Here is a 20,045-nt window from a genome sequence, read left to right as displayed (position 1 = left end):
AAACGATGAGCACTCTGCACGACAACAGCATCATCATCGACGGTCTGAACATTTCGAAGTTCGAGCGCTCGGTGTTCGAAGACATGCGCAAGGGCGGCGTCACCGCGGTGAACTGCACGGTGTCCGTCTGGGAAAGCTTCCAGAAGACCGTCGACAACATCGCCGAGATGAAGCAACAGATCCGCGAATATGGCGAGATCCTCACGCTCGTGCGCACCACGGACGACATCTTCCGCGCGAAGAAAGAGAACAAGACCGGCATCATTTTCGGCTTCCAGAACGCGCATGCGTTCGAAGACAACCTCGGTTATATCGAGGCCTTCAAGGACCTCGGCGTGAACGTGGTCCAGCTTTGCTACAACACGCAGAATCTGGTCGGCACGGGCTGCTATGAGCGCGACGGCGGTCTGTCGGGCTATGGCCGTGAAGTGATTCAGGAGATGAACCGCGTCGGCATCATGGTCGATCTCTCGCATGTGGGCGGCAAGACCTCGTCCGAAGCGATTGCCGCGTCGAACAAGCCGGTGTGTTACTCGCATTGCTGTCCGTCGGGGTTGAAAGAGCACCCGCGCAACAAGAGCGACGAGCAACTGAAAGAGATTGCGGACGCAGGCGGTTTCGTCGGCGTGACGATGTTCGCGCCGTTCCTCAAGCGCGGTCCGGACGCAACCATCGAAGACTATATCGAAGCGATCGAATACGTGGTGAACCTGATCGGCGAAGACCAGGTCGGCATTGGCACGGACTTCACGCAAGGCTATAGCACGGAGTTCTTCGACTGGATCACGCACGACAAGGGCCGCTATCGCCAACTGACGAACTTCGGCAAGGTGGTGAATCCGGAGGGCATTCGCACGATCGGCGAGTTTCCGAACCTGACGGCCGCGATGGAACGCGCCGGTTGGAGCGAAACGCGCATCAAGAAGATCATGGGCGAAAACTGGGTACGTGTGTTCGGCGAAGTGTGGAAGGTCTGATTCCCCACTCACTGAAACCGAACCTGAATCTATAAAAACGGAGTCCCACATGCAACCCCAACTGCCTATCGACGTCGATCCGAATACCGGCGTCTGGACCACCGACGCGTTGCCGATGCTTTACGTGCCGCGTCACTTCTTCACGAACAATCACACCGCTGTTGAAGAAGCGCTCGGCATCGACACGTATGCCGAGATTCTCTACAAAGCCGGCTACAAGTCAGCGTATTTCTGGTGCGATAAGGAAGCGAAACAGCACGGTATTGCCGGCATGGCGGTGTTCGAGCATTACCTGAACCGCCTCTCGCAACGTGGTTGGGGGCTCTTCACGATCACGGAAGCCGATCCGTCCAGCTCGCGTGCCCGCATTGAATTGCATCACTCGTCGTTCGTGCTTGCGCAACCGGGGAAGGTTGGCAAGCTTTGCTACATGTTCGCCGGCTGGTTCGCGGGCGCGATGGACTGGGTCAACGACACGGCGCCGGACGGACAGCGCAAGGGTCCGCCGTCCCATTCGAAGGAAGCGCGCTGCGCGGCTGAAGGCCACGATCACTGCGTGTTCGAAGTCTCGCCGCTCGCGTCGTAAAAACGCACAAAGCCTATCCATTCCGAGGTCGATCGCGATGCGTTACCCGAACCTTTTCAAGCCTCTCACGCTGAACAAACTGACGTTGCGCAACCGCATTGTCAGCACCGCGCACGCGGAGGTGTATGCGGAACCGGGTGGTTTGCCCGGCGACCGTTATATCCGTTACTACGAAGAGAAGGCCAAGGGCGGCGTCGGCCTCGCCGTGTGCGGCGGCTCGAGCCCGGTATCGATCGACAGTCCGCAAGGCTGGTGGAAGTCGGTGAATCTCTCGACCGACAAGATCATCGATCCGCTCGCGCGACTCGCCGAAGCGATGCATCAGCACGGCGCGAAGATCATGATTCAGGCTACGCACATGGGCCGCCGTTCGGCGTTTCATGGCGAGCACTGGCCGCATCTGATGTCGCCTTCGGGCGTGCGTGAGCCGGTGCACCGCGGCAATGCGAAGATCATCGAAGTGGAAGAGATTCGGCGGATCATCTCGGACTTTGCGGCCGCCGCGAAGCGCGTGAAAGATGCCGGCATGGACGGCATCGAAATTTCAGCGGCGCACCAGCATCTGATCGATCAGTTCTGGAGCCCGCGCACCAATTTCCGCACCGACGAATGGGGCGGTTCGCTCGAAAACCGCCTGCGTTTCGGCACGGAAGTGCTGAAGGCCGTGCGCGAAGCGGTGGGCGCGGATTTCTGCGTCGGTCTGCGCATGTGCGGCGACGAATTCCATGAAGACGGGCTCGATCACGAACAGTTGAAAGAGATCGCTCAGGCAATGAGCGAGTCCGGCCTGATCGATTACCTCGGCGTGATCGGTTCCGGTGCGGATACGCACAACACGCTGGCGAACTGCATGCCGCCCATGGCGCTGCCGCCCGAGCCGTTCGTGCATCTCGCGGCCGGCATCAAGTCGGTGGTGAAACTGCCCGTTATGCACGCGCAAAGCATTCGCGATGCGGGCCAGGCAGAACGTCTGCTCGCGAGCGGCATGGTCGATCTGGTCGGCATGACGCGCGCGCAGATCGCCGATCCGCATATGGTCATCAAGATCCGCGACGGTCGCGAAGACGAGATCAAGCAATGCGTCGGCGCGAACTATTGCATCGACCGCCAGTACAACGGGCTCGACGTGCTGTGCGTGCAGAACGCCGCGACGTCGCGTGAAGAAACCATGCCGCACGTGATCGCGAAGACGCGTGGGCCGAAGCGCAAGGTGGTCGTGATCGGTGCAGGTCCGGCCGGACTGGAAGCGGCGCGCGTAGCGAAGTCGCGCGGTCATGACGTGGTGCTGTTCGAGAAGAACGATTACGTCGGCGGGCAGATCATGCTGGCCGCCAAAGCGCCGCAGCGCGAGCAGATGGCAGGCATCGTGCGCTGGTTCGATATGGAAACGAAACGCCTCGGCGTCGATCGGCGTCTCGGTGTCGCCGCCGACGAAAAAACCATCATGGCCGAGAAGCCGGACATTGTTGTGCTGGCCACGGGCGGTTCGTCGTTCACGTCGCAAGTGGCAGCGTGGGGTGTCGAAGAAGGGCTCGCGGTCAGTTCATGGGACGTGCTGTCGGGCAAGGTCGAACCAGGCAAGAACGTGCTGGTTTACGACGGCGTCAGCACGCATGCCGGTGCGGGTGTGGCCGATTTCATGTCGAGCCGCGGCTCGAACGTCGAGATCGTGACACCTGACGTGAAAGTGGCCGACGACGTAGGCGGCACCACGTTCCCGATCTTCTATCGCCGTCTCTATGCACAAGGCGTGGTCCATACGCCGAACTACTGGCTCGACAAGGTCTATGAGGAAGACGGCAAGAAGATCGCCGTGATCCGCAACGAGTACACCGAAGAGCAGGAAGAACGCGCGGTCGATCAGGTGGTGATCGAAAACGGCAGCACGCCGAACGACGAACTCTACTGGAAGCTCAAGCCTGAGTCGTTGAATCGTGGTCAGGTGGACGTGCACAAGCTGTTCGCTTCCGAGCCGCAACCGTCGTTGAGCGAAGAACTCGGTAACGGCCGCTTCCTGCTGTTCCGCGTCGGCGACTGCATTTCCATGCACAACATTCACGGCGCGATCTACGACGCGCTGCGCCTTTGCAAGGATTTCTGACGATGAGCCCCGTGTTTGTCATCACCGTCCTGCTGTGGTTGTCGGTGGCGGGTCTTGCGTTCGCGCTCGCCAAACGCGCTGCCTACTGGCGTGAAGGCCGCGCCACGGCGGCGGGTGCGTACGGCTGGGCCAATCTGCTGTCGATTCCAAAGCGCTATTTCGTCGACCTGCACCATGTGGTTGCACGCGACCCGTACATCGCGAAGACACACGTGGCGACTGCGGGCGGAGCGATCCTCGCGATGGCGCTGGTGTTCGTCAACTACGGCCTCGCCATCTACTCGCCGTGGCTCGACAAGCTGATCTTTCTCGCGGCACTGGTGATGCTGGTCGGCGCGGTGTTCGTCTGGCGCCGGCGGCATGGTGCGAAGGCGGTGCCCGCACGGCTCTCGCGCGGGCCCTGGGATCATCTGCCGCTGCTGCTTGGCTCGTTCGCGCTCGGTTTGGCGCTGTTCATCGCATTGCCGGCTGCTGCGATGTCGGGTGCGCTGGCGATCATCGTCGCGTTGCTGATCGCGGTGGGCGCGTTCACGATGACGTTCGGCGCGGCACGCGGCGGTCCGATGAAGCATGCACTCGCCGGTCTGTTGCACCTTGCGTTTCATCCGCGTCAGGAGCGGTTTGCCGGGCACAACGACAATGACGTCGTACCGCCGACCGCGCTGAAGGCGCCGCTGCTCGACGCGAAAGAATACGGTGTCGGCAAGCCGGTGGAGTTTCGCTGGAACCAGTTGCTGAGCTTCGACGCCTGCGTGCAATGCGGCAAGTGCGAGGCGGCGTGCCCCGCGTTTGCCGCCGGGCAGCCGCTCAATCCGAAGAAGCTGATTCAGGATCTGGTCACGGGCATGGTGGGTGGCACGGACGAGGCTTATGCCGGCAGCCCGACGCCGGGCATTCCGGTCGGCAAGCATAGCGGTGCGCCGGGCAAGCCGCTCGTGTCGAGCCTGATCGAAGCGGACACGCTGTGGTCGTGCACCACCTGCCGCGCCTGTGTGCAGGAATGCCCGATGCTGATCGAACACGTCGACGCGATCGTGGATATGCGCCGCAACCAGACGCTGGTTGAAGGCACGGTGCCGGGTAAAGGTCCGATCACGCTCGCCAATCTGCGTGAGACTGGCAGTTCGAACGGTTACGACATCGGTGCGCGTTACGACTGGGCAGTGGATTTGCAGGTTCAGGTTGCGCAACCGGGACGTCCGGTGGACGTACTGTTGATCGCCGGTGAAGGTGCGTTCGACATGCGCTATCAGCGTACGTTGCGCGCACTGATCAAGGTCCTGAATCGGGCCGGGATCGACTACGCGGTGCTCGGTGGCGTCGAAACCGATACCGGCGATACAGCACGGCGTCTCGGCGACGAAGCGACCTTCCAGCAACTCGCACAACGGCTGATCGGCACGCTGTCGCAGTACTCGTTCGGCAAGATCGTGACCGCCGATCCGCACGTGCTGCACAGCCTGCGCAACGAATATCGCGCGCTCGGCGGCTTTTACGAGGTCCAGCATCATACGGCGCTGATCGAAGAACTGGTGTCGAGCGGCAAGCTGTCGCCAAAGGCCGTCGCCGCATTTGCGGACCGCAAGATCACCTATCACGATCCGTGCTATCTGGGCCGCTATAACGGTGAAACGGAAGCGCCGCGCCGTTTGCTGAAATCCATCGGTATCAAGGTGGTCGAGATGGAACGCAATGGCATGCGTGGACGTTGCTGCGGCGGTGGCGGCGGTGCACCGTTGACCGATATTCCCGGGAAAAAACGCATTCCGGATATCCGTATCGACGACGCCCGCGCGATCAACGCGGAGATCGTCGCGGTGGGCTGCCCGAATTGCACGGCGATGCTTGAAGGCGTGGTCGGCCCGCGTCCGGAAGTACTGGACGTTGCCGAACTGGTTGCAGCGGCGCTGGAGTAACGCCATGAACAATCTCAAACGAATCGATCCGCGCCGGCCGTTCACCATCACGGCCGAAGGGCTCAAGCGCATCACGCTCGGTATGACGGGCGTGGCCGGCTCGATGGAACTTGCCGCGCATGGCTCGACGGCGTCGGCGCATCGCGAGCAAGTGAAACCGCGCCGCACGACCGCGACGCCGCAACGTGTACTACTGGTGGCCGCCCACGCGGACCGCGGCGCGCTGGACGATCACGCGCGCCAGACGCTGGCCGCCGCCGCGCTGATCGCGGACGCGACAACTGAAGTCGTACTGCTCGTATTTGGTGAGTTCAGCGGCGACGCCGCCGCACTCGGCGCCGACAAGCTGATCGAGTTGCCGATGTTCGACCGCCGCGTTTTCGCGCCGCTGGACGAATTGAACGCACTGGCCGCATGCATCGCAGCCTATGCACCGGCGCACGTTTTCCTGCCCGACAACGCTACCGGCGACGGTGACCTCGGCCGCCGTTATGCGGCAGCCGCGAATGCAAGCGTCGCGACGCACGTGGTCGAGATCGACGCGGCTCATGTCGCAGCTTATATTCAGACGAATACGGCGTTCGCCGCGCGAGCGCTGCCGGAGGTCGTTCTGCTGGCAGCGAACGCGGTCGATCCGAAATTGCCGTTTGTCGGCGCGGGTGAGCGGGTGGTGTGGCGCTTCGATGGCGAACCGGCTTCGTCCAAAGGCATCGTGCGCGATCTGGGCATCGAGGAAATCGACGCCGCCCAGCTCGCGCTCGAGGAAGCGGATTTCATCGTCTCGGCAGGCAATGGCGTGAGCGATGTGCCCGCGTTCGAGCGTCTTGCGGCGACGTTAGGCGCTGCGATCGGCGCAAGCCGTGTTGCTGTGGACGACGGCAAGTTCACCCGCGACAAGCAGATCGGCGCCACCGGCAAGACTGTCGAAGCGAGCGTCTATATCGCGTTCGGCATTTCCGGCGCGGTTCAGCATCTGCAGGGCATCAAGGATTGCCGGCACGTGATCGCCGTGAATCTCGACGCCAGCGCGCCGATTGCCAAGCGAGCGAACTTGACCGTCGTCGCCGACGCCGAGGAAACGATCGCGGCGCTGAACGAAGCCGCGGCGGCCGCGCGTTCGGCACGCGGTACCGGTGCTGCATTATTGAATTCGACGGCTGTTGTGGAAGGAGCGCTTGCATGAAAATCGCCGTACTGGTTTCCGTGGGGCGGCACCCGGTGAGCGGCACGGCGCGTTACAGCCGTAACGACGCCGCCGCGCTGACAATCGCGCTCTCGCTCGCCAAAAAGCATGGCGCGACGCTCGACGTGCTGCACGCGGGCGATCCGTCGAATCCGGCGCTCACGGAATATCTTGCGCTAGGCGCGCGCACTGTCGAAGTGCTCGAGGTGTCCGCGACGCCTGAATTGCAAGGCGACGCGATAGCGCCGCTCGCCGCGCGTCTGCGCGGTTACGACCTCGTATTGACCGGCACCCGCGCGGAAGGCGCCTTCGATAGCGGCATGCTGCCGTATCGCGTCGCCAGTGCGCTGGACATGCCGCTGGTCGGCGCCGCAGTCGATCTGACGCTGCGCGATGGCTGCGCGGAAGTCCGGCAATTTATGCCGAAGGGTTTGCGCCGCCGTGTCGAAGTGCAGTTGCCGGCTTTGATCGCCGTGCATCCCATGGCCAATGCGGCCCCGAGCTACGCCTATGCAAGGCTGCGCGAGGGCACGATCCGTCCGGTCGCGGCGCAATCACCTGGCAACCTCGACGATCTCGCCTGGACGACCCGTCCCGCGACCGCCAAACCGGTGCGTCTCGCCGCCGCCGAAAAGCGCTCCGGCCACGCCCGCATGCTCTCGGCGACGACGACCGAAAGCCGCGGCGGCAGCGTCGTAATTGAAGGGAGTTCCGTCGAAAAAGCACAAGTGATCCTCGCGTATTTGCGCGAGCATCAACTCGTGGATTACTGATTTCCGGTTCGGGCGAGCATGCGACCAGGAGGGCCTGGCGCAGCGCCAGACGTGACATGCAACGGAGCACACAATGAAAGTTTCGGCAGACGTTCGCGCAATGATCGAACGCCGCAAAAAGAATCACACGCTGGAAGCGCCGTTTTATACGGGCGACGAGATTTTCGCGCTCGATATGGAGGCGATTTTCCGCAAGCACTGGATTCAGGTCGCGGTGGAACCGGATGTACCTGAGCCGGGCGACTACATCACAGTGGAAATCGGTAACGATTCGATCCTGATCGTACGCGACGACGACATGCAGGTGCGGGCGTTCCATAACGTCTGCCGCCATCGTGGCGCGCGTTTGTGCAATACGGACAAGGGTTCGCTCGGCAATATCGTGTGCCCGTATCACAGTTGGACCTACAACCTGAACGGCGACCTGATGTTCGCCGAGCATATGGGCGAGCAGTTCGACCGCTGCAAGCACAGCCTGAAAGCGGTGCACCTCCAGAATCTCGCCGGTCTGATCTTTATCTGTCTCGCGGACGAACCGCCGGCCGACTTCGCCGTGTTGCGCGCCGCGATGGAGCCGTATCTGTTGCCGCACGATCTCGCCGGCTGCAAGGTCGCGGCATCGATCGACATCATCGAAGAGGGCAACTGGAAGCTCACGATGGAGAACAATCGCGAGTGCTATCACTGCGTCGCGAACCATCCCGAGTTGACGATTTCGCTCTATGAATACGGTTTTGGTTATCAACGCACGCCTGCCAATGAGGAAGGCATGGCGGCGTTCGAGGAGACCGTGGCGCGCCGCACCGCGCAATGGGAGGCGATGAAACTGCCGTCCGCGGAAATCGACCGTCTGGCCGATATGGTCACGGGTTTCCGCACGCAACGCCTGCCGCTCGATCGCGATGGCGAATCGCAGACCATGGATGCAAAGGTCGCCTCGAAGAAGCTGCTCGGCGGTTTCGAGCAGGCCGATCTCGGCGGTCTCTCGTTCTGGACTCAGCCGAATTCGTGGCATCACTTCATGAGCGACCATATCGTCAGCTTTTCGGTGATCCCGTTGTCGGCGGGAAAAACGCTGGTTCGCACAAAGTGGCTCGTTCACAAGGATGCACGCGAAGGCATCGATTACGACGTGAGCAATCTCACGGCCGTGTGGCGCGCGACCAATGATCAGGACCGTGCGCTTGTGGAGTATTCGCAACGCGGCGCGACCAGCAGCGCCTATGAGCCGGGCCCGTATTCGCCGTTCACGGAAGGTCTCGTCGAGAAGTTCTGCGAGTGGTACATCGGCCGTATTGCGGAGTACAGCAATGCGCCCCAAACCCATGATGCCGGCGATGCACCGGTTTCGCACGGCGAAAAAGTCGTGTCTTTCATGCGCTGAGCGCGATACCGCAACCAGGAGCGGGAGAAAATGATGATGCGCGATCAGGCGATGTTTCGGCTAAGCCCCGAGGCGGATCCAAACCTCGAGACTTCAAGCCGTGTCACGCAGCCGCGTTTCTGGGAGGCATTGCCGGCGCGCTGGAACAGCGATACCGACGAGACGCTGGTGTGCTGCCAGGTTCGTCAGGAAACGCATGACGTCAAGAGTTTTTTCTTTCGCGCGCCTTCCGGGCGGGCGTTCGTGTTCGAACCGGGGCAGTTCATCACGCTGGAGCTGGAGATCGACGGCGAGGCGGTAAATCGCTGCTATACGATATCTTCGCCGCCCACGCGTCCGCACACCATCTCCATCACCGTGAAGCGTGTGCCGGACGGCAAGGTGTCGAACTGGCTGCACGACAATCTGCACGCGGGTACGCAGGTTCGCGTGCTGGGGCCGGCCGGCGAGTTCACCTGTGCGCGGCATCCGGCGCGCAAGTTTCTGTTCCTGTCGGCAGGCTCGGGCGTTACGCCGCTGATGTCGATGAGCCGCGCACATCATGAGCTCGGCGAGGACAGCGATATCGTGTTCGTGCACAGCGCCCGCACGCCGGACGACATCATCTTCGCGCGCGAGCTCGATCTGATTGCATCGAATCAGAGTAATTTTCGCACCGCGTTTGTTTGTGAACGGCTTGGTGCGCGGACCAATTGGCCCGGCGTCACCGGCTTTCTGAGCTTGCCCCTGCTTAAGCTCATCGCGCCGGATTTTCTCGATCGCGAGATTTTCACCTGCGGTCCTGCGCCTTATATGCAGGCCGTCCGCAATCTGCTGGATGAGGGCGGCTTCGACCGTAGCCATTATCACGAGGAAAGCTTCTCGTTCGAGACGATCGGCGAGGTGGCCGCGCAATTGACGACCGCGCATGTCGCGGATGCGTTGCAAGCGCCGACAGCCACTGCCGAGAGCTTTGCCGAAGCGCGTGAACAGGCGGCCGGTTTCACGCCCGCGCAGGTGCCGTTCGAAACGGACACAACGTTCAAGGTGAGCTTCGCCAAAAGCAATCGGGAGATCGAATGCGGCAGCGGCCAGCATGTACTCGACGCGGCGAAAAAAGCCGGTGTGCGACTTCCTGCGTCGTGCACGCAAGGCATGTGCGGCACCTGCAAGGTGAAATTGGTGTCGGGTGAAGTCGCCATGAAACACGCCGGCGGCATTCGTCAGCGCGAAATCGATCAGGGCATGGTGCTGCTGTGTTGCAGCAAGCCGTTGAGTGACCTCGTGGTCGATAAGTAAGACAAGAGCGGGGGCGGGATTACGACCAGGACTCGCAGTCGAAGTCGCCTGCGGACAACTGGATGTCGGAAAACGACGCTACCCGGCAATTCTGGTTGGCGATTCTAAATGCTCAATGGGTAGTTTGGACGGCGAACGGGAGAACGGCGATGAGACTGGTCAAAAAGATACTGATATTGAGCGCGATGAGCGCGGCGCTGGCGGCGAGCAGCGTGGGTGTGTCGGCCGATACCAAGCCGACGATCAAGATTGGTTACGTGGAAGGCTGGGACGACAGCGTGGCAACGTCGAACGTTGCCGCACGTGTGATCGAAAAGCGCCTCGGCTATCAGGTGCAACTCGTGCCGGTCGCGGCCGGCGTGATGTGGCAAGGCGTGGCGCGTGGCGACCTCGACGCGACGCTGTCCGCATGGCTGCCGATTACGCATGGCGCGTACTGGAACAACTTCAAGGATAAAGTTGTCGACCTGGGTCCCAACTTCAACGATGCGAAGATCGGTCTGATCGTGCCGGATAACGCCGACGTGAAGAGCGTGGGCGATCTGGAAGCGAAGAAGACGGAATTCGGCTCGCGCATTGTCGGTATCGATGCCGGCGCGGGCGTGATGCAGAAAACCAGCGAAGCGATCAAGGCATACGGGCTCGATTATCAGCTGATGCCGAGTTCGGGCAGCGCGATGACGGCGGAACTGGCGCGTTCGGAAGCGGCAAGCAAGCCGATCATCGTAACGGGCTGGAAGCCGCACTGGATGTTCGCGAAGTACAAGCTCAAATTCCTCGACGATCCGAAGAAAGTGTTCGGCGAAGCGGAGCACGTGGATAGTGTCGTGAATCCTGAACTGGAGAAGAAGGCGCCGCCGGTGGTTGCGTTCCTCAAGAAGTTCCAATGGAAGCCGGGCGAGATCGACAGCGTGATGCTGGCGACGCAAAACGGCGAGAAGCCGACAGCGGCCGCCGATGCGTGGATCAGCGCGCATGGAGACCGTGTGGATAGCTGGGTGAAGTGACTTCGTGCTTCACCAGAATGAGCGTTGCCGCTTCTGATGAGCGGCAACTTCTACAAAAAACGCCGCTATTTCAGCGGCGTTTTTTTATTGCAGCACGACAGTCCTGTCGCCGTTGATGAATACACGTCGTTCGATAAACGCTTTCACGGCTCGCGCAAGCGTGATGCACTCGACGTCGCGCCCCGTCGCAAGCAGCCGCTCCGGGCTGTATGAGTGATCGACGCGCTCCACGACCTGCTCGATGATCGGACCTTCGTCGAGGTCGTCGGTGACGAAATGCGCGGTTGCGCCGATCAGTTTCACGCCGCGCGCGTGCGCCTGGTGATAAGGCTTTGCGCCTTTGAAGCCAGGCAGAAACGAATGATGAATATTGATCGCGCGGGCCGCGAGCGCACGGCTGGTCTCGCCCGACAGAATCTGCATGTAGCGCGCAAGAATCATCAACTCAGCGCCGGATGTTTCGAACAGGTCGAGCAAACGCGCTTCCTGTTGAGGTTTGGTATCGGCGCTGATCGGCAGATGATGGAACGGCAAGCCGTGCTGCTGCGCGAGCGGTTCGAAATCGCGATGGTTCGAACCGATGCCCACGATATCCATTTTCAACTCGCCCATGCGCCAGCGGAACAGCAGATCGGCGAGACAGTGTTCGAGTTTCGACACCATGATCAGCACCTTCGGCCGCATGCCGACGTCATGTATGGCCCATGTCATCTGGAAGCGTTCGGCGATCGATTCGAATTCGCGTTTCAGTGCCGCGATATGCAGGGTTTCGTTGGTGTCGACACCATGAAACACGCAACGCACGAAGAAACGCTCGCTGAGGTCGTCGTCGAAAACGGTCAGTTCGTCGATATAGCAATGGTGCCGGTCGAGAAAGCCGACGACGGCGGCGACCTGGCCCGCCGCGCTCGGACACGCGACAGTGAGAACCAGTTGATCGGGACGGGAATCGGCAGACATGCACTCTCCACTTGAGGCGATAGGGCAACGCCGCGGGACGCGGCATGCATCATCGCAGTAGAGCAAATCAGCGGTGCGCGGGGATAGAAGCTAAACGCCGTCGCAATGGAACGGGAACGTCAGGTGAGGTTGGGGCGGGGTGGCGCGCCCCAGGCACAAATCAATCTCAGGCGTGGGCAGGCGCCGCGTGCAACTCCAGACCGAGGGCGCGGATCACCTTGATGATCGTCGCGAAGCTGGGATTGCCATCTTCGGACAGCGCCTTATACAGACCCTCGCGAGAGATTCCGGTGTCGCGGGCGAGCTGCGCCATGCCACGCGCACGCGCGATTACACCCAACGCATGCGCGAGGAATGCAGGGTCGTCACCGCCTTCAAGCAGACAGGCCTCGAAGTATTCAGCCATATCCGTTTCGGTCTTCAGGTGTTCGGCCGAATTCCACTGCCGGGTTTTGATCTTCTCCATAGTTCACTCCGATTCAAGGTTCGCCAGCATCTTGTGTGCGGCTTTGATATCTGCGGGTTGAGTCGACTTGTCTCCACCACACAGCAGGATCACCAGAACTGCGCCGCGCTGTACGTAGTAGACGCGATAGCCGGGACCGTGATCGATCCGCAGTTCGGTAATCGGCGCGCCTGCGGAATTCGTGTCACCGGGGTTGCCCATCGCCAGACGGTCGATGCGGGCCTGAATGCGACGCTTGGCGATCCGGTCTTTCAAGCCATCGAACCAGGCGTCAAATGTCTCTGTGGTGCGGATATTCAACATTCAAAAAGTGTAATCCATGGATTACACTTTTGTCAACTGGGGTTCACGGCTCATCCGCACTTTTCTGAGGCGATTCCGTCATTCGACGTCGAGCCCACATTCTCCGAGCAACCATTGGCGGAATGCGCTGACCGCCGGAGTCGCCGCGCGCTGCGTGACGAGCAGATAGCCGCGCTCGGTGACCACGGGCGTATCGAACGGTTCGACGAGTTGCCCTGTGGCGAGCAATTCGTCGACCAGCGGCGCCCAGCCGAGCGCGACGCCCTGGCCCATGATCGCTGCGTGGGCCACGAGCGTAAAGCTGTTGAACGTGATGCCCCGATGCGCGGCGGGTGCATCGAGACCCTGCGCCGTGAACCAGTCGGCCCATGACAGCCAGCGGGCCGGCTGCGTTGGCTCGAGATGCAGCAGCGGCAAGCTCGTCAAATCGGACGGCGTACGCAACTGCGGATGCGCTACAAGAAACGCCGGACTGCACACCGGGGTGACGCGCTCGGGAAATAGTTTGAGCGCGCCTCGCGCGGTCCAGTCCGCATTCTCATCGCCGAACGCAATCACAATGTCCGCCTGATCGTGCGACGGTTCGAACACGTTTTGCGACGTGATGATCTTGACGTCGACGTCCGGCATGAGCGCCTTGAATTGCGACAGGCGCGGCATCAGCCAATAGGTTGCGAAACCGAAGTCGGTGGAGAGCGTGAGGGTTTGCGGCGTGCGCCGCGCGCGGATCTCGGCGGTGGCGAGGCGGATGGTGTCGAGGGCGTGGCGCACCGCTTCGAAGAGACGTACGCCGTCTTCCGTTAGCGTGACGCCGCGATGCCCGCGCTCGAACAGCGGTGCGCCGAGCGCTTCTTCGAGTTGCACCACGCGCTGGCTGACAGCCGGTTGCGTCGAACCCAGTTCGCGTGCAGCCGCGGTGAAGCTCGCGAGACGCGCGGCGGATTCGAACATCGCCAACGCCTGCATTGGCGGTAACCGATCCTGCCTCGACATAAGGCCCCCTTATAGGCGTATAACGATTTGCCGTCTTCACAGCCGCGAATTGACCGGCAATAGTGGTGTCATGCGGACCCGGCGCGCCGGCTGCTCCGCTTGCAACGACCCCCGCACCCCTATTTGCGATTCTATTCGAGGCTCGCTCCAATGCATGACACGAAACAGAATATCCTTATTCTGATGGCCGACCAGATGACACCGTTTGCGCTTGCCGCATACGGGCATCGTTTAACGAAAACGCCCAATCTCGATCGCCTTGCGAAGCAGGGGGTGGTATTCGACTCGGCGTATTGCGCCAGCCCGCTATGTGCACCGTCGCGGTTTTCGTTTTTGTCGGGCAAATTGCCGTCGGCGATTGGCGCTTATGACAATGCAGCAGAATTTCCGTCGCAAACACTGACGTTCGCACACTATCTTCGCGCTGAAGGGTATCGCACGATCCTGTCCGGCAAAATGCATTTCTGCGGCGCCGACCAACTGCATGGTTTCGAAGAACGGCTCACCACCGATATCTATCCCGCCGATTTTGGCTGGACGCCGAACTGGGACGATTTCGAAACGCGGCCCACGTGGTACCACAACATGAGCTCGGTGATCGACGCAGGCCCCTGCGTGCGCACGAACCAGCTCGACTTCGACGATGAAGTGACGTTTACCACTCGCCAGAAGCTCTTCGATATCGCGCGTGAGCGGCATGCCGGCAAAGACGCCAGGCCGTTCTGTATGATCGCCTCGTTGACGCATCCGCACGACCCGTACGCGATTCCGCAAAAGTACTGGGACATGTATGCGAACGAAGACATCGAGATGCCCGCGCATCGCGACTCATTCGATGAAGCCGATCCGCATTCGAAGCGCTTGCGGCATGTGTGCGAAACCGACCGCACGCCGCCCACCGACCAGCAGATCCGCAACGCACGGCGCGCTTATTACGGCGCGATCTCTTACGTCGACGACCAGTTCGGTGCGATCCTCGATGCGCTCGAACAGTCCGGGCTCGCAAAAGACACCGTTATCGTGGTGACGTCCGATCATGGCGAGATGCTTGGCGAGCGCGGGCTTTGGTACAAGATGACTTTCTTTGAAGGCGGTTGCCGCGTGCCGCTGATCGTGCATGCACCGCAGCAGTTCGACGCGCACCGTGTGCATGAGTCGGTCTCGCATCTCGATCTGCTGCCCACGCTGGTGGAAATGGCGCGCGGCGAACAGCCGGCTGTCTGGCCGGATTCACTCGACGGTCAAAGTCTTGTGCCGCATCTGAAAGGCACTCACGGCGGTCACGACGAAGCGATCGGCGAATATCTCGCGGAAGGCGCTATAGCGCCGATTGTGATGCTGCGACGCGGACGCTTCAAGTTCATTCACGCGCCAGCCGATCCTGACCAGCTCTATGACGTGGCAGCGGATCCGCTGGAACGCGAGAACCTCGCAGCGCGTGCTGAATACGCATCGCAGGTCGCATCGTTTCGTGAAGAGATCGCACGGCGCTGGGACCTCACCGCACTGCACAACGAAGTGCTGAAAAGCCAGCGTCGCCGTCACTTCCATTTCGAGGCCACGACACAAGGCGCGGTCGCGTCATGGGACTGGCAACCGCATGTCGATGCGAGCCAGCGCTACATGCGCAATCACATCGATCTCGACACGCTCGAAGCGATGGCACGTTTTCCCGCTGTGACGCGTTGAGATCTCCGCTTACGATTCATCCCACCTACAGGAAGCCGACATGATGAAAAAGCTCTTCAAACAGGCTGTATCCGGCGTCGCGTTGCTGTGCGCGGCGACCACCTTTGCCGCGGCTGCCGAACCGCAGTCCTGTACGCAGGTCAACATGGCGGGGCCGGGCTGGACCGACATCGACGCCACCAATGCAATGACGGGCGTGCTGCTGAAGGCGCTTGGCTACCATCAGAATGTCTCGAACCTGTCGGTGCCGATTACCTATCAAGGCCTGAAGAAAGGGCAGATCGACGTGTTTCTCGGCAACTGGATGCCGGCGCAAGCACCGGTCGTCAAGCCGTTCGAGGATGAAAAATCGATCGAGGTCGTGCATCCGAATCTGAGCAACGCGAAGTTCACGCTTGCGGTGCCTGACTATGTGGCGGCCGCGGGCGTGCATTCATTCACCGACCTCGCGAAAAATGCCGACAAGTTCGACAGCAAGATCTATGGCATCGAGCCAGGGGCGCCGGCCAATCAGAACATCAAAAAGATGGTCGACGACAAGGCCTTCGGGCTCGGCAGCTGGAAGCTGGTCGAATCGAGTGAAACCGGCATGCTCACGCAGGTCGAGCGCGCGGTGCGTGAGAAGAAATGGATCGTGTTCCTGGCGTGGGAACCGCACCTGATGAACACGAAGTTCAAGCTGACCTACCTCGACGGCGGCGACAAATACTTCGGGCCGAACTACGGCGGCGCCACGGTCAATACCGTTGCGCGCAGCGGCTACGCCGAGCAATGTCCGAATGTCGGCCGCCTGTTCAGGCAACTCACGTTTAATGTCGATCTGGAAAACGGCGTGATCACTGAAGTACTGGAAAAGAAAACCGGCGTCGATGCGGCTGCCACCGAAGCACTCAAGCGCCACCCCGAATTGTTGAAGTCATGGCTCGATGGCGTGAACACCGCCAGCGGCGGCAACGGCTTGCAAGCGGTTCAAACCGCACTCGGCGTGAAATAAGCCCCGCAATCCTGGCTTCGAGGTCGCTACTCGACAGATTCATGTCGCATCCGGTCGAATCCTCATAAATCTGGACCCTTATTCTTGTTCCGTCGATGCAGGCATGCCAGATGATCGTATGCAGTGCCGATAGCTTCAATCAGCTTAGTCAGCATTAGTCGGCTTGGTCTGCGCGAGTGAGCTTCAATTCGTTTCAATCAGTCTCAGCCGGTTTCGAACTGCCCGTCATGCGAGAAGCGCCGCGCGTTGGAAGAGCGCGCGCGGCAGGGATCGCTTTATCCAACGAAATACGCAGGCAAAGAGCAGGGGAGAATTAGATGAAGAAGAAAAATGCCGTTAGTCTTTCGGGACTCGCCCTCGCGGCAAGCGCAGTATGCGTGCCGACGGCGGCCCATGCACAAAGCAGCGTCACCCTGTACGGGATTCTGGACGCAGGCATCACCTATGTGAACAATGCCGGCGGTGCACATCAGTTCAAATTCGACGACGGCATTTCGTACGGCAACCGGATCGGCTTCAAAGGCGTGGAAGATCTCGGCGGCGGTATGCAAGCGGTGTTTGTACTCGAATCGGGTTTTCACCTGGGTAACGGGCAATTGGGATTCGGCGGTGCTGAATTCGGACGCCAGGCTTATGTAGGGATCAAGAACTCGTGGGGGACTTTCTCGTTCGGTAATCAACTCGATATGACTGAAGAGTTCGTTTTTCTGTACAACATCTCCGCGTGGGCGAGCGGCTACGCAATTCACCAGGGCGACTTCGACCGGATGAACGGCGACCGTCTGCCGAACTCGGTGAAGTTCCTGTCGAACGATTTTTCCGGCTTTACTTTTGGCGGCATGTACTCGTTCGGCAATACTGCCGGCGACTTCCATGAGAAGAGCGCTTGGAGCGTGGGTGCGCATTACGACCACGGTCCGTTCAACATGGGCGTGGCGTATACGCAGTTGAACAATCCGTTCGGCATCTATGCGTTCGACCCGTACGCGATGCTCGGCACGCGCACCTTCCTCGGCCAGCCGACCGTTTCTGTCGATGCAACCACCGGCGCCGTGACCGATCTGTATAGCTCGTCGGCATTCCCGGTGGACAAGCAAGGTGCGTTTGCGATCGGCGCCGCCTATACGATCGGCAACCTGATGCTCACAGGCGATTTCACCTACACGACGATCAAGGGCTTTGGTGAGACCTCGCACATGCAGGTTTATGAAGCGGGCGCCTCGTATAACTTCACGCCCGCGTTGTCGCTCTACGGTGGTTATCAGCACACGAACTTCGAAGGCAATCACTGGAATCAGGGCTCGCTCGGCTTGCACTACCTGTTGTCCAAGCGTACCGATGTCTATATTTCCGGCGACTATCTGCGTGCGTCGGATGGCGTGAATGCGGTGATCGGCTACAGCTTCACGCCGTCGTCGTCGAATACGCAGTCCGATGTGCGGATCGGCATGCGGCATTCGTTCTAGTCTCCAGTCTATTGACGCGGGCGGCGCTCCGGGTACGGGAGCCGCTCGCGTTCATCACGCCGTTCAATATCCTCCTGTAAGTTTGGCAAGACATTCCATTCGCTCCGCCACTCGCTTACATCAAGTTCCTCAAGTCTCAAATCCTTACAGAAAATTCCCCGGCGTCTGAAAACAATACGCTAGGTATATCCCTACATTAAATTCAGGAAATCCGTACAACGGGTTTACTGAAGCAGTCAAAGCGCATAGCCGTATACCGAAGTATTCACCCGGGATATCGGCACTCTCGCTTTGAGTTTTGCCGAGTCAAACCCGGGTGCCACTTTTGAGCGGGCGCGAGATGGGTAATTTTTTTCAGACAATCAGGTTCAAGATCATTCTCGCGTTTGGTCTGTGCGTGATCTTCATGGCTGCGATCGGCCTGTTTGGAATACTGGGGCTCTCCAGAGTCAATGCAAATGTGACTAACGGGTACACCGGCAACACCGTCCCGATTGCCGATCTGTCGGAGCTACGCGAGGCCGTTTCAGATATTCGCCTTCAGTTGCGGCGAATCCAGGTGTATCGCGATCAGGAAAAAACAAAGCTGTCGATTGATAGAATTCACCGTGACGAGGCGCGCATCAGTCAGGTATGGAACCACTATTATCCGAGCGGCGTTTCCGATGCAAAGGAGCTCGAGATTGCGGAAAGGATCAAGACCAATTTGCAGTTAATGCTGGGCACGAGTGACCAGGCGGTGGCTGCGTTCACTGCCGGCAACTACGACGCGGCGACGCCCCTGGTCGATGCGACAGCCACACACGGCGATGTTTTGGCAGCGGCGTTATATGAAGACGCGACGCTGAATCTGGCTCAGGCTCAGGAATTTGTCATCGACAGCGGTGCGACGTTCAGGACGACCCTTTGGATCGCGATTGCGCTTCTTGTCGCCGGTATTGTGGTTGCTATCGGCATCTCGCTTTATCTGCTGCGTGCGATCTCGCGTCCGCTCAACAAGGCTGTTGAGATAGCGAACCATATCGCGGACGGCGAGCTTGAGAATCAGGTCGTAGTGGATTCGCAAGGTGAGTTCGGTCAGCTTCTCGAAGCACTCAGAACCATGGACGGCAAGCTTACCGATACGGTCCGCGGAATCAAAACGTCAACCGAGTCCGTTACTGTCGCGTCGCGCGAAATCGCAAGCGGCAACCTGGATCTGTCTGCGCGCACCGAGGAACAGGCGGCGTCGCTTGAAGAAACCGCTGCCAGCATGACGCAGTTGACCGAGACGGTGAAGCAGAACGCCGACAATGCCCGGCAGGCGAATGCGCTGGCGACCAGCGCGACGGATATGGCCGACACCGGTAACGACTCGGTTCAGGCCATGGTCGGAACCATCGAGCAGATCAGCGGCAGTTCAAGCAAGATTTCCGAAATCACCGGCGTCATTGAAGGCATTGCTTTTCAGACCAACATCCTTGCGCTGAACGCAGCGGTCGAAGCCGCACGCGCCGGCGAACAGGGGCGAGGCTTCGCTGTGGTTGCCAGCGAGGTGCGAAGCCTGGCTCAGCGCTCTGCCGCCGCGGCCAAGGAAATCAAGGAACTGATCAGCTCGTCCGTGACGATGATTCAGGGTGGCGCGAAGCAGGCAACAGAAGTCAGCGCCACCATGGGGCGGGTCAAGCAGGCCATCAAACAGGTCTCGGATATCGTCGGTGAAATTGCTGCTGCGTCTGAAGAGCAGAGCCGTGGCATTGAGCAGGTGAATCAGGCCGTCGGTCAGATGGACGCAGTGACCCAGCAGAATGCGGCATTGGTTGAACAGGCCGCAGCGGCGGCGCAGTCGCTCGAGGAACAGGCGACAAGGCTGAAAGACGCCGTTTCTGTGTTCAGGGTCGCGCATACCGTTGGGGCGCTCACCGCTGCGTCGGGAAAGTTAACGCCGGCGCTCGAACTGCATTAGCACAACAATACGACCTGTCCCCGT

The 20,045-nt window shown here is 60.3% G+C and carries 17 protein-coding genes; 13 read left to right on the top strand and 4 right to left on the bottom strand.

The window, feature by feature from the left end; translation table 11 throughout:
* The first annotated feature begins 5 nt into the window (after positions 1-5).
* The 9 genes from ACOSV0_RS30100 to ACOSV0_RS30060 all read left to right on the top strand — a co-directional run bounded on the left by ACOSV0_RS30100 (position 6) and on the right by ACOSV0_RS30060 (position 11,205).
* The gene (locus ACOSV0_RS30100) at positions 6-977 is read left to right on the top strand and encodes a dipeptidase (protein WP_434110845.1); all 972 of its coding nucleotides are present in this window, start codon (positions 6-8) and stop codon (positions 975-977) included.
* Between the two features lie 49 nt (positions 978-1,026).
* Positions 1,027-1,563: a DUF5943 domain-containing protein gene (locus ACOSV0_RS30095; protein WP_434110843.1), complete on the top strand. Its 537-nt coding sequence runs from the start codon at positions 1,027-1,029 to the stop codon at positions 1,561-1,563.
* Between the two features lie 37 nt (positions 1,564-1,600).
* Positions 1,601-3,664 carry an FAD-dependent oxidoreductase gene (locus ACOSV0_RS30090; protein WP_434110841.1) on the top strand — a complete coding sequence of 688 codons (2,064 nt, stop codon included), beginning with the start codon at positions 1,601-1,603 and terminating at the stop codon, positions 3,662-3,664.
* Positions 3,665-3,666: 2 nt separating this feature from the next.
* The gene (locus ACOSV0_RS30085; RefSeq protein ID WP_434110839.1) at positions 3,667-5,580 is read left to right on the top strand and encodes a (Fe-S)-binding protein; all 1,914 of its coding nucleotides are present in this window, start codon (positions 3,667-3,669) and stop codon (positions 5,578-5,580) included.
* A gap of 4 nt (positions 5,581-5,584) precedes the next feature.
* Positions 5,585-6,763, top strand: coding sequence for an electron transfer flavoprotein subunit alpha/FixB family protein (locus ACOSV0_RS30080; protein ID WP_434110837.1), 1,179 nt, complete (start codon positions 5,585-5,587; stop codon positions 6,761-6,763).
* Complete coding sequence (locus tag ACOSV0_RS30075; protein ID WP_434110836.1) at positions 6,760-7,536, top strand: electron transfer flavoprotein subunit beta/FixA family protein; 777 nt, start codon at positions 6,760-6,762, stop codon at positions 7,534-7,536. The genes ACOSV0_RS30080 and ACOSV0_RS30075 overlap by 4 nt, the downstream gene beginning before the upstream one ends.
* Positions 7,537-7,609: 73 nt before the next feature.
* Entirely contained in the window at positions 7,610-8,920 is a 1,311-nt protein-coding gene (locus ACOSV0_RS30070; RefSeq protein WP_434110834.1) for an aromatic ring-hydroxylating oxygenase subunit alpha, read from the top strand.
* 33 nt (positions 8,921-8,953) lie between these two features.
* Positions 8,954-10,198: a 2Fe-2S iron-sulfur cluster-binding protein gene (locus tag ACOSV0_RS30065; protein WP_434115886.1), complete on the top strand. Its 1,245-nt coding sequence runs from the start codon at positions 8,954-8,956 to the stop codon at positions 10,196-10,198.
* 149 nt (positions 10,199-10,347) lie between these two features.
* Positions 10,348-11,205 carry a glycine betaine ABC transporter substrate-binding protein gene (locus tag ACOSV0_RS30060; RefSeq protein WP_434110832.1) on the top strand — a complete coding sequence of 286 codons (858 nt, stop codon included), beginning with the start codon at positions 10,348-10,350 and terminating at the stop codon, positions 11,203-11,205.
* An 84-nt stretch (positions 11,206-11,289) separates the two neighbouring features.
* On the opposite strand, the gene purU is transcribed toward ACOSV0_RS30060, so the two are convergent.
* The 4 genes from purU to ACOSV0_RS30040 all read right to left on the bottom strand — a co-directional run bounded on the left by purU (position 11,290) and on the right by ACOSV0_RS30040 (position 13,927).
* Positions 11,290-12,165 (bottom strand): formyltetrahydrofolate deformylase, encoded by an 876-nt coding sequence (gene purU / locus ACOSV0_RS30055; protein WP_434110830.1) that lies wholly within the window; start codon positions 12,163-12,165, stop codon positions 11,290-11,292.
* A gap of 166 nt (positions 12,166-12,331) precedes the next feature.
* Positions 12,332-12,631: an addiction module antidote protein gene (locus ACOSV0_RS30050; protein ID WP_054038720.1), complete on the bottom strand. Its 300-nt coding sequence runs from the start codon at positions 12,629-12,631 to the stop codon at positions 12,332-12,334.
* A gap of 3 nt (positions 12,632-12,634) precedes the next feature.
* The gene (locus ACOSV0_RS30045; protein ID WP_434110827.1) at positions 12,635-12,934 is read right to left on the bottom strand and encodes a type II toxin-antitoxin system RelE/ParE family toxin; all 300 of its coding nucleotides are present in this window, start codon (positions 12,932-12,934) and stop codon (positions 12,635-12,637) included.
* A 78-nt stretch (positions 12,935-13,012) separates the two neighbouring features.
* Positions 13,013-13,927: a choline sulfate utilization transcriptional regulator gene (locus tag ACOSV0_RS30040; RefSeq protein ID WP_434110825.1), complete on the bottom strand. Its 915-nt coding sequence runs from the start codon at positions 13,925-13,927 to the stop codon at positions 13,013-13,015.
* Between the two features lie 150 nt (positions 13,928-14,077).
* Between ACOSV0_RS30040 and betC the strand changes: the two genes are divergently transcribed.
* The 4 genes from betC (at position 14,078) to ACOSV0_RS30020 (ending at position 20,021) form a co-directional block, all read left to right on the top strand.
* The gene (gene betC / locus ACOSV0_RS30035; RefSeq protein WP_434110824.1) at positions 14,078-15,616 is read left to right on the top strand and encodes a choline-sulfatase; all 1,539 of its coding nucleotides are present in this window, start codon (positions 14,078-14,080) and stop codon (positions 15,614-15,616) included.
* 40 nt (positions 15,617-15,656) lie between these two features.
* Entirely contained in the window at positions 15,657-16,610 is a 954-nt protein-coding gene (locus tag ACOSV0_RS30030; protein WP_434110823.1) for a choline ABC transporter substrate-binding protein, read from the top strand.
* Between the two features lie 317 nt (positions 16,611-16,927).
* A complete protein-coding gene (locus tag ACOSV0_RS30025; RefSeq protein WP_434110821.1) occupies positions 16,928-18,076 on the top strand; it encodes a porin in 1,149 nt (382 codons plus the stop codon).
* Positions 18,077-18,416: 340 nt separating this feature from the next.
* Positions 18,417-20,021, top strand: coding sequence for a methyl-accepting chemotaxis protein (locus tag ACOSV0_RS30020; protein ID WP_434110819.1), 1,605 nt, complete (start codon positions 18,417-18,419; stop codon positions 20,019-20,021).
* The last annotated feature ends 24 nt before the right edge of the window (positions 20,022-20,045 follow it).

It is taken from the genome of Paraburkholderia caffeinilytica, assembly GCF_051027425.1.
GTDB classification, from domain to species: domain Bacteria; phylum Pseudomonadota; class Gammaproteobacteria; order Burkholderiales; family Burkholderiaceae; genus Paraburkholderia; species Paraburkholderia caffeinilytica_A.
This window is presented reverse-complemented; position numbering and strand designations above follow the sequence as displayed.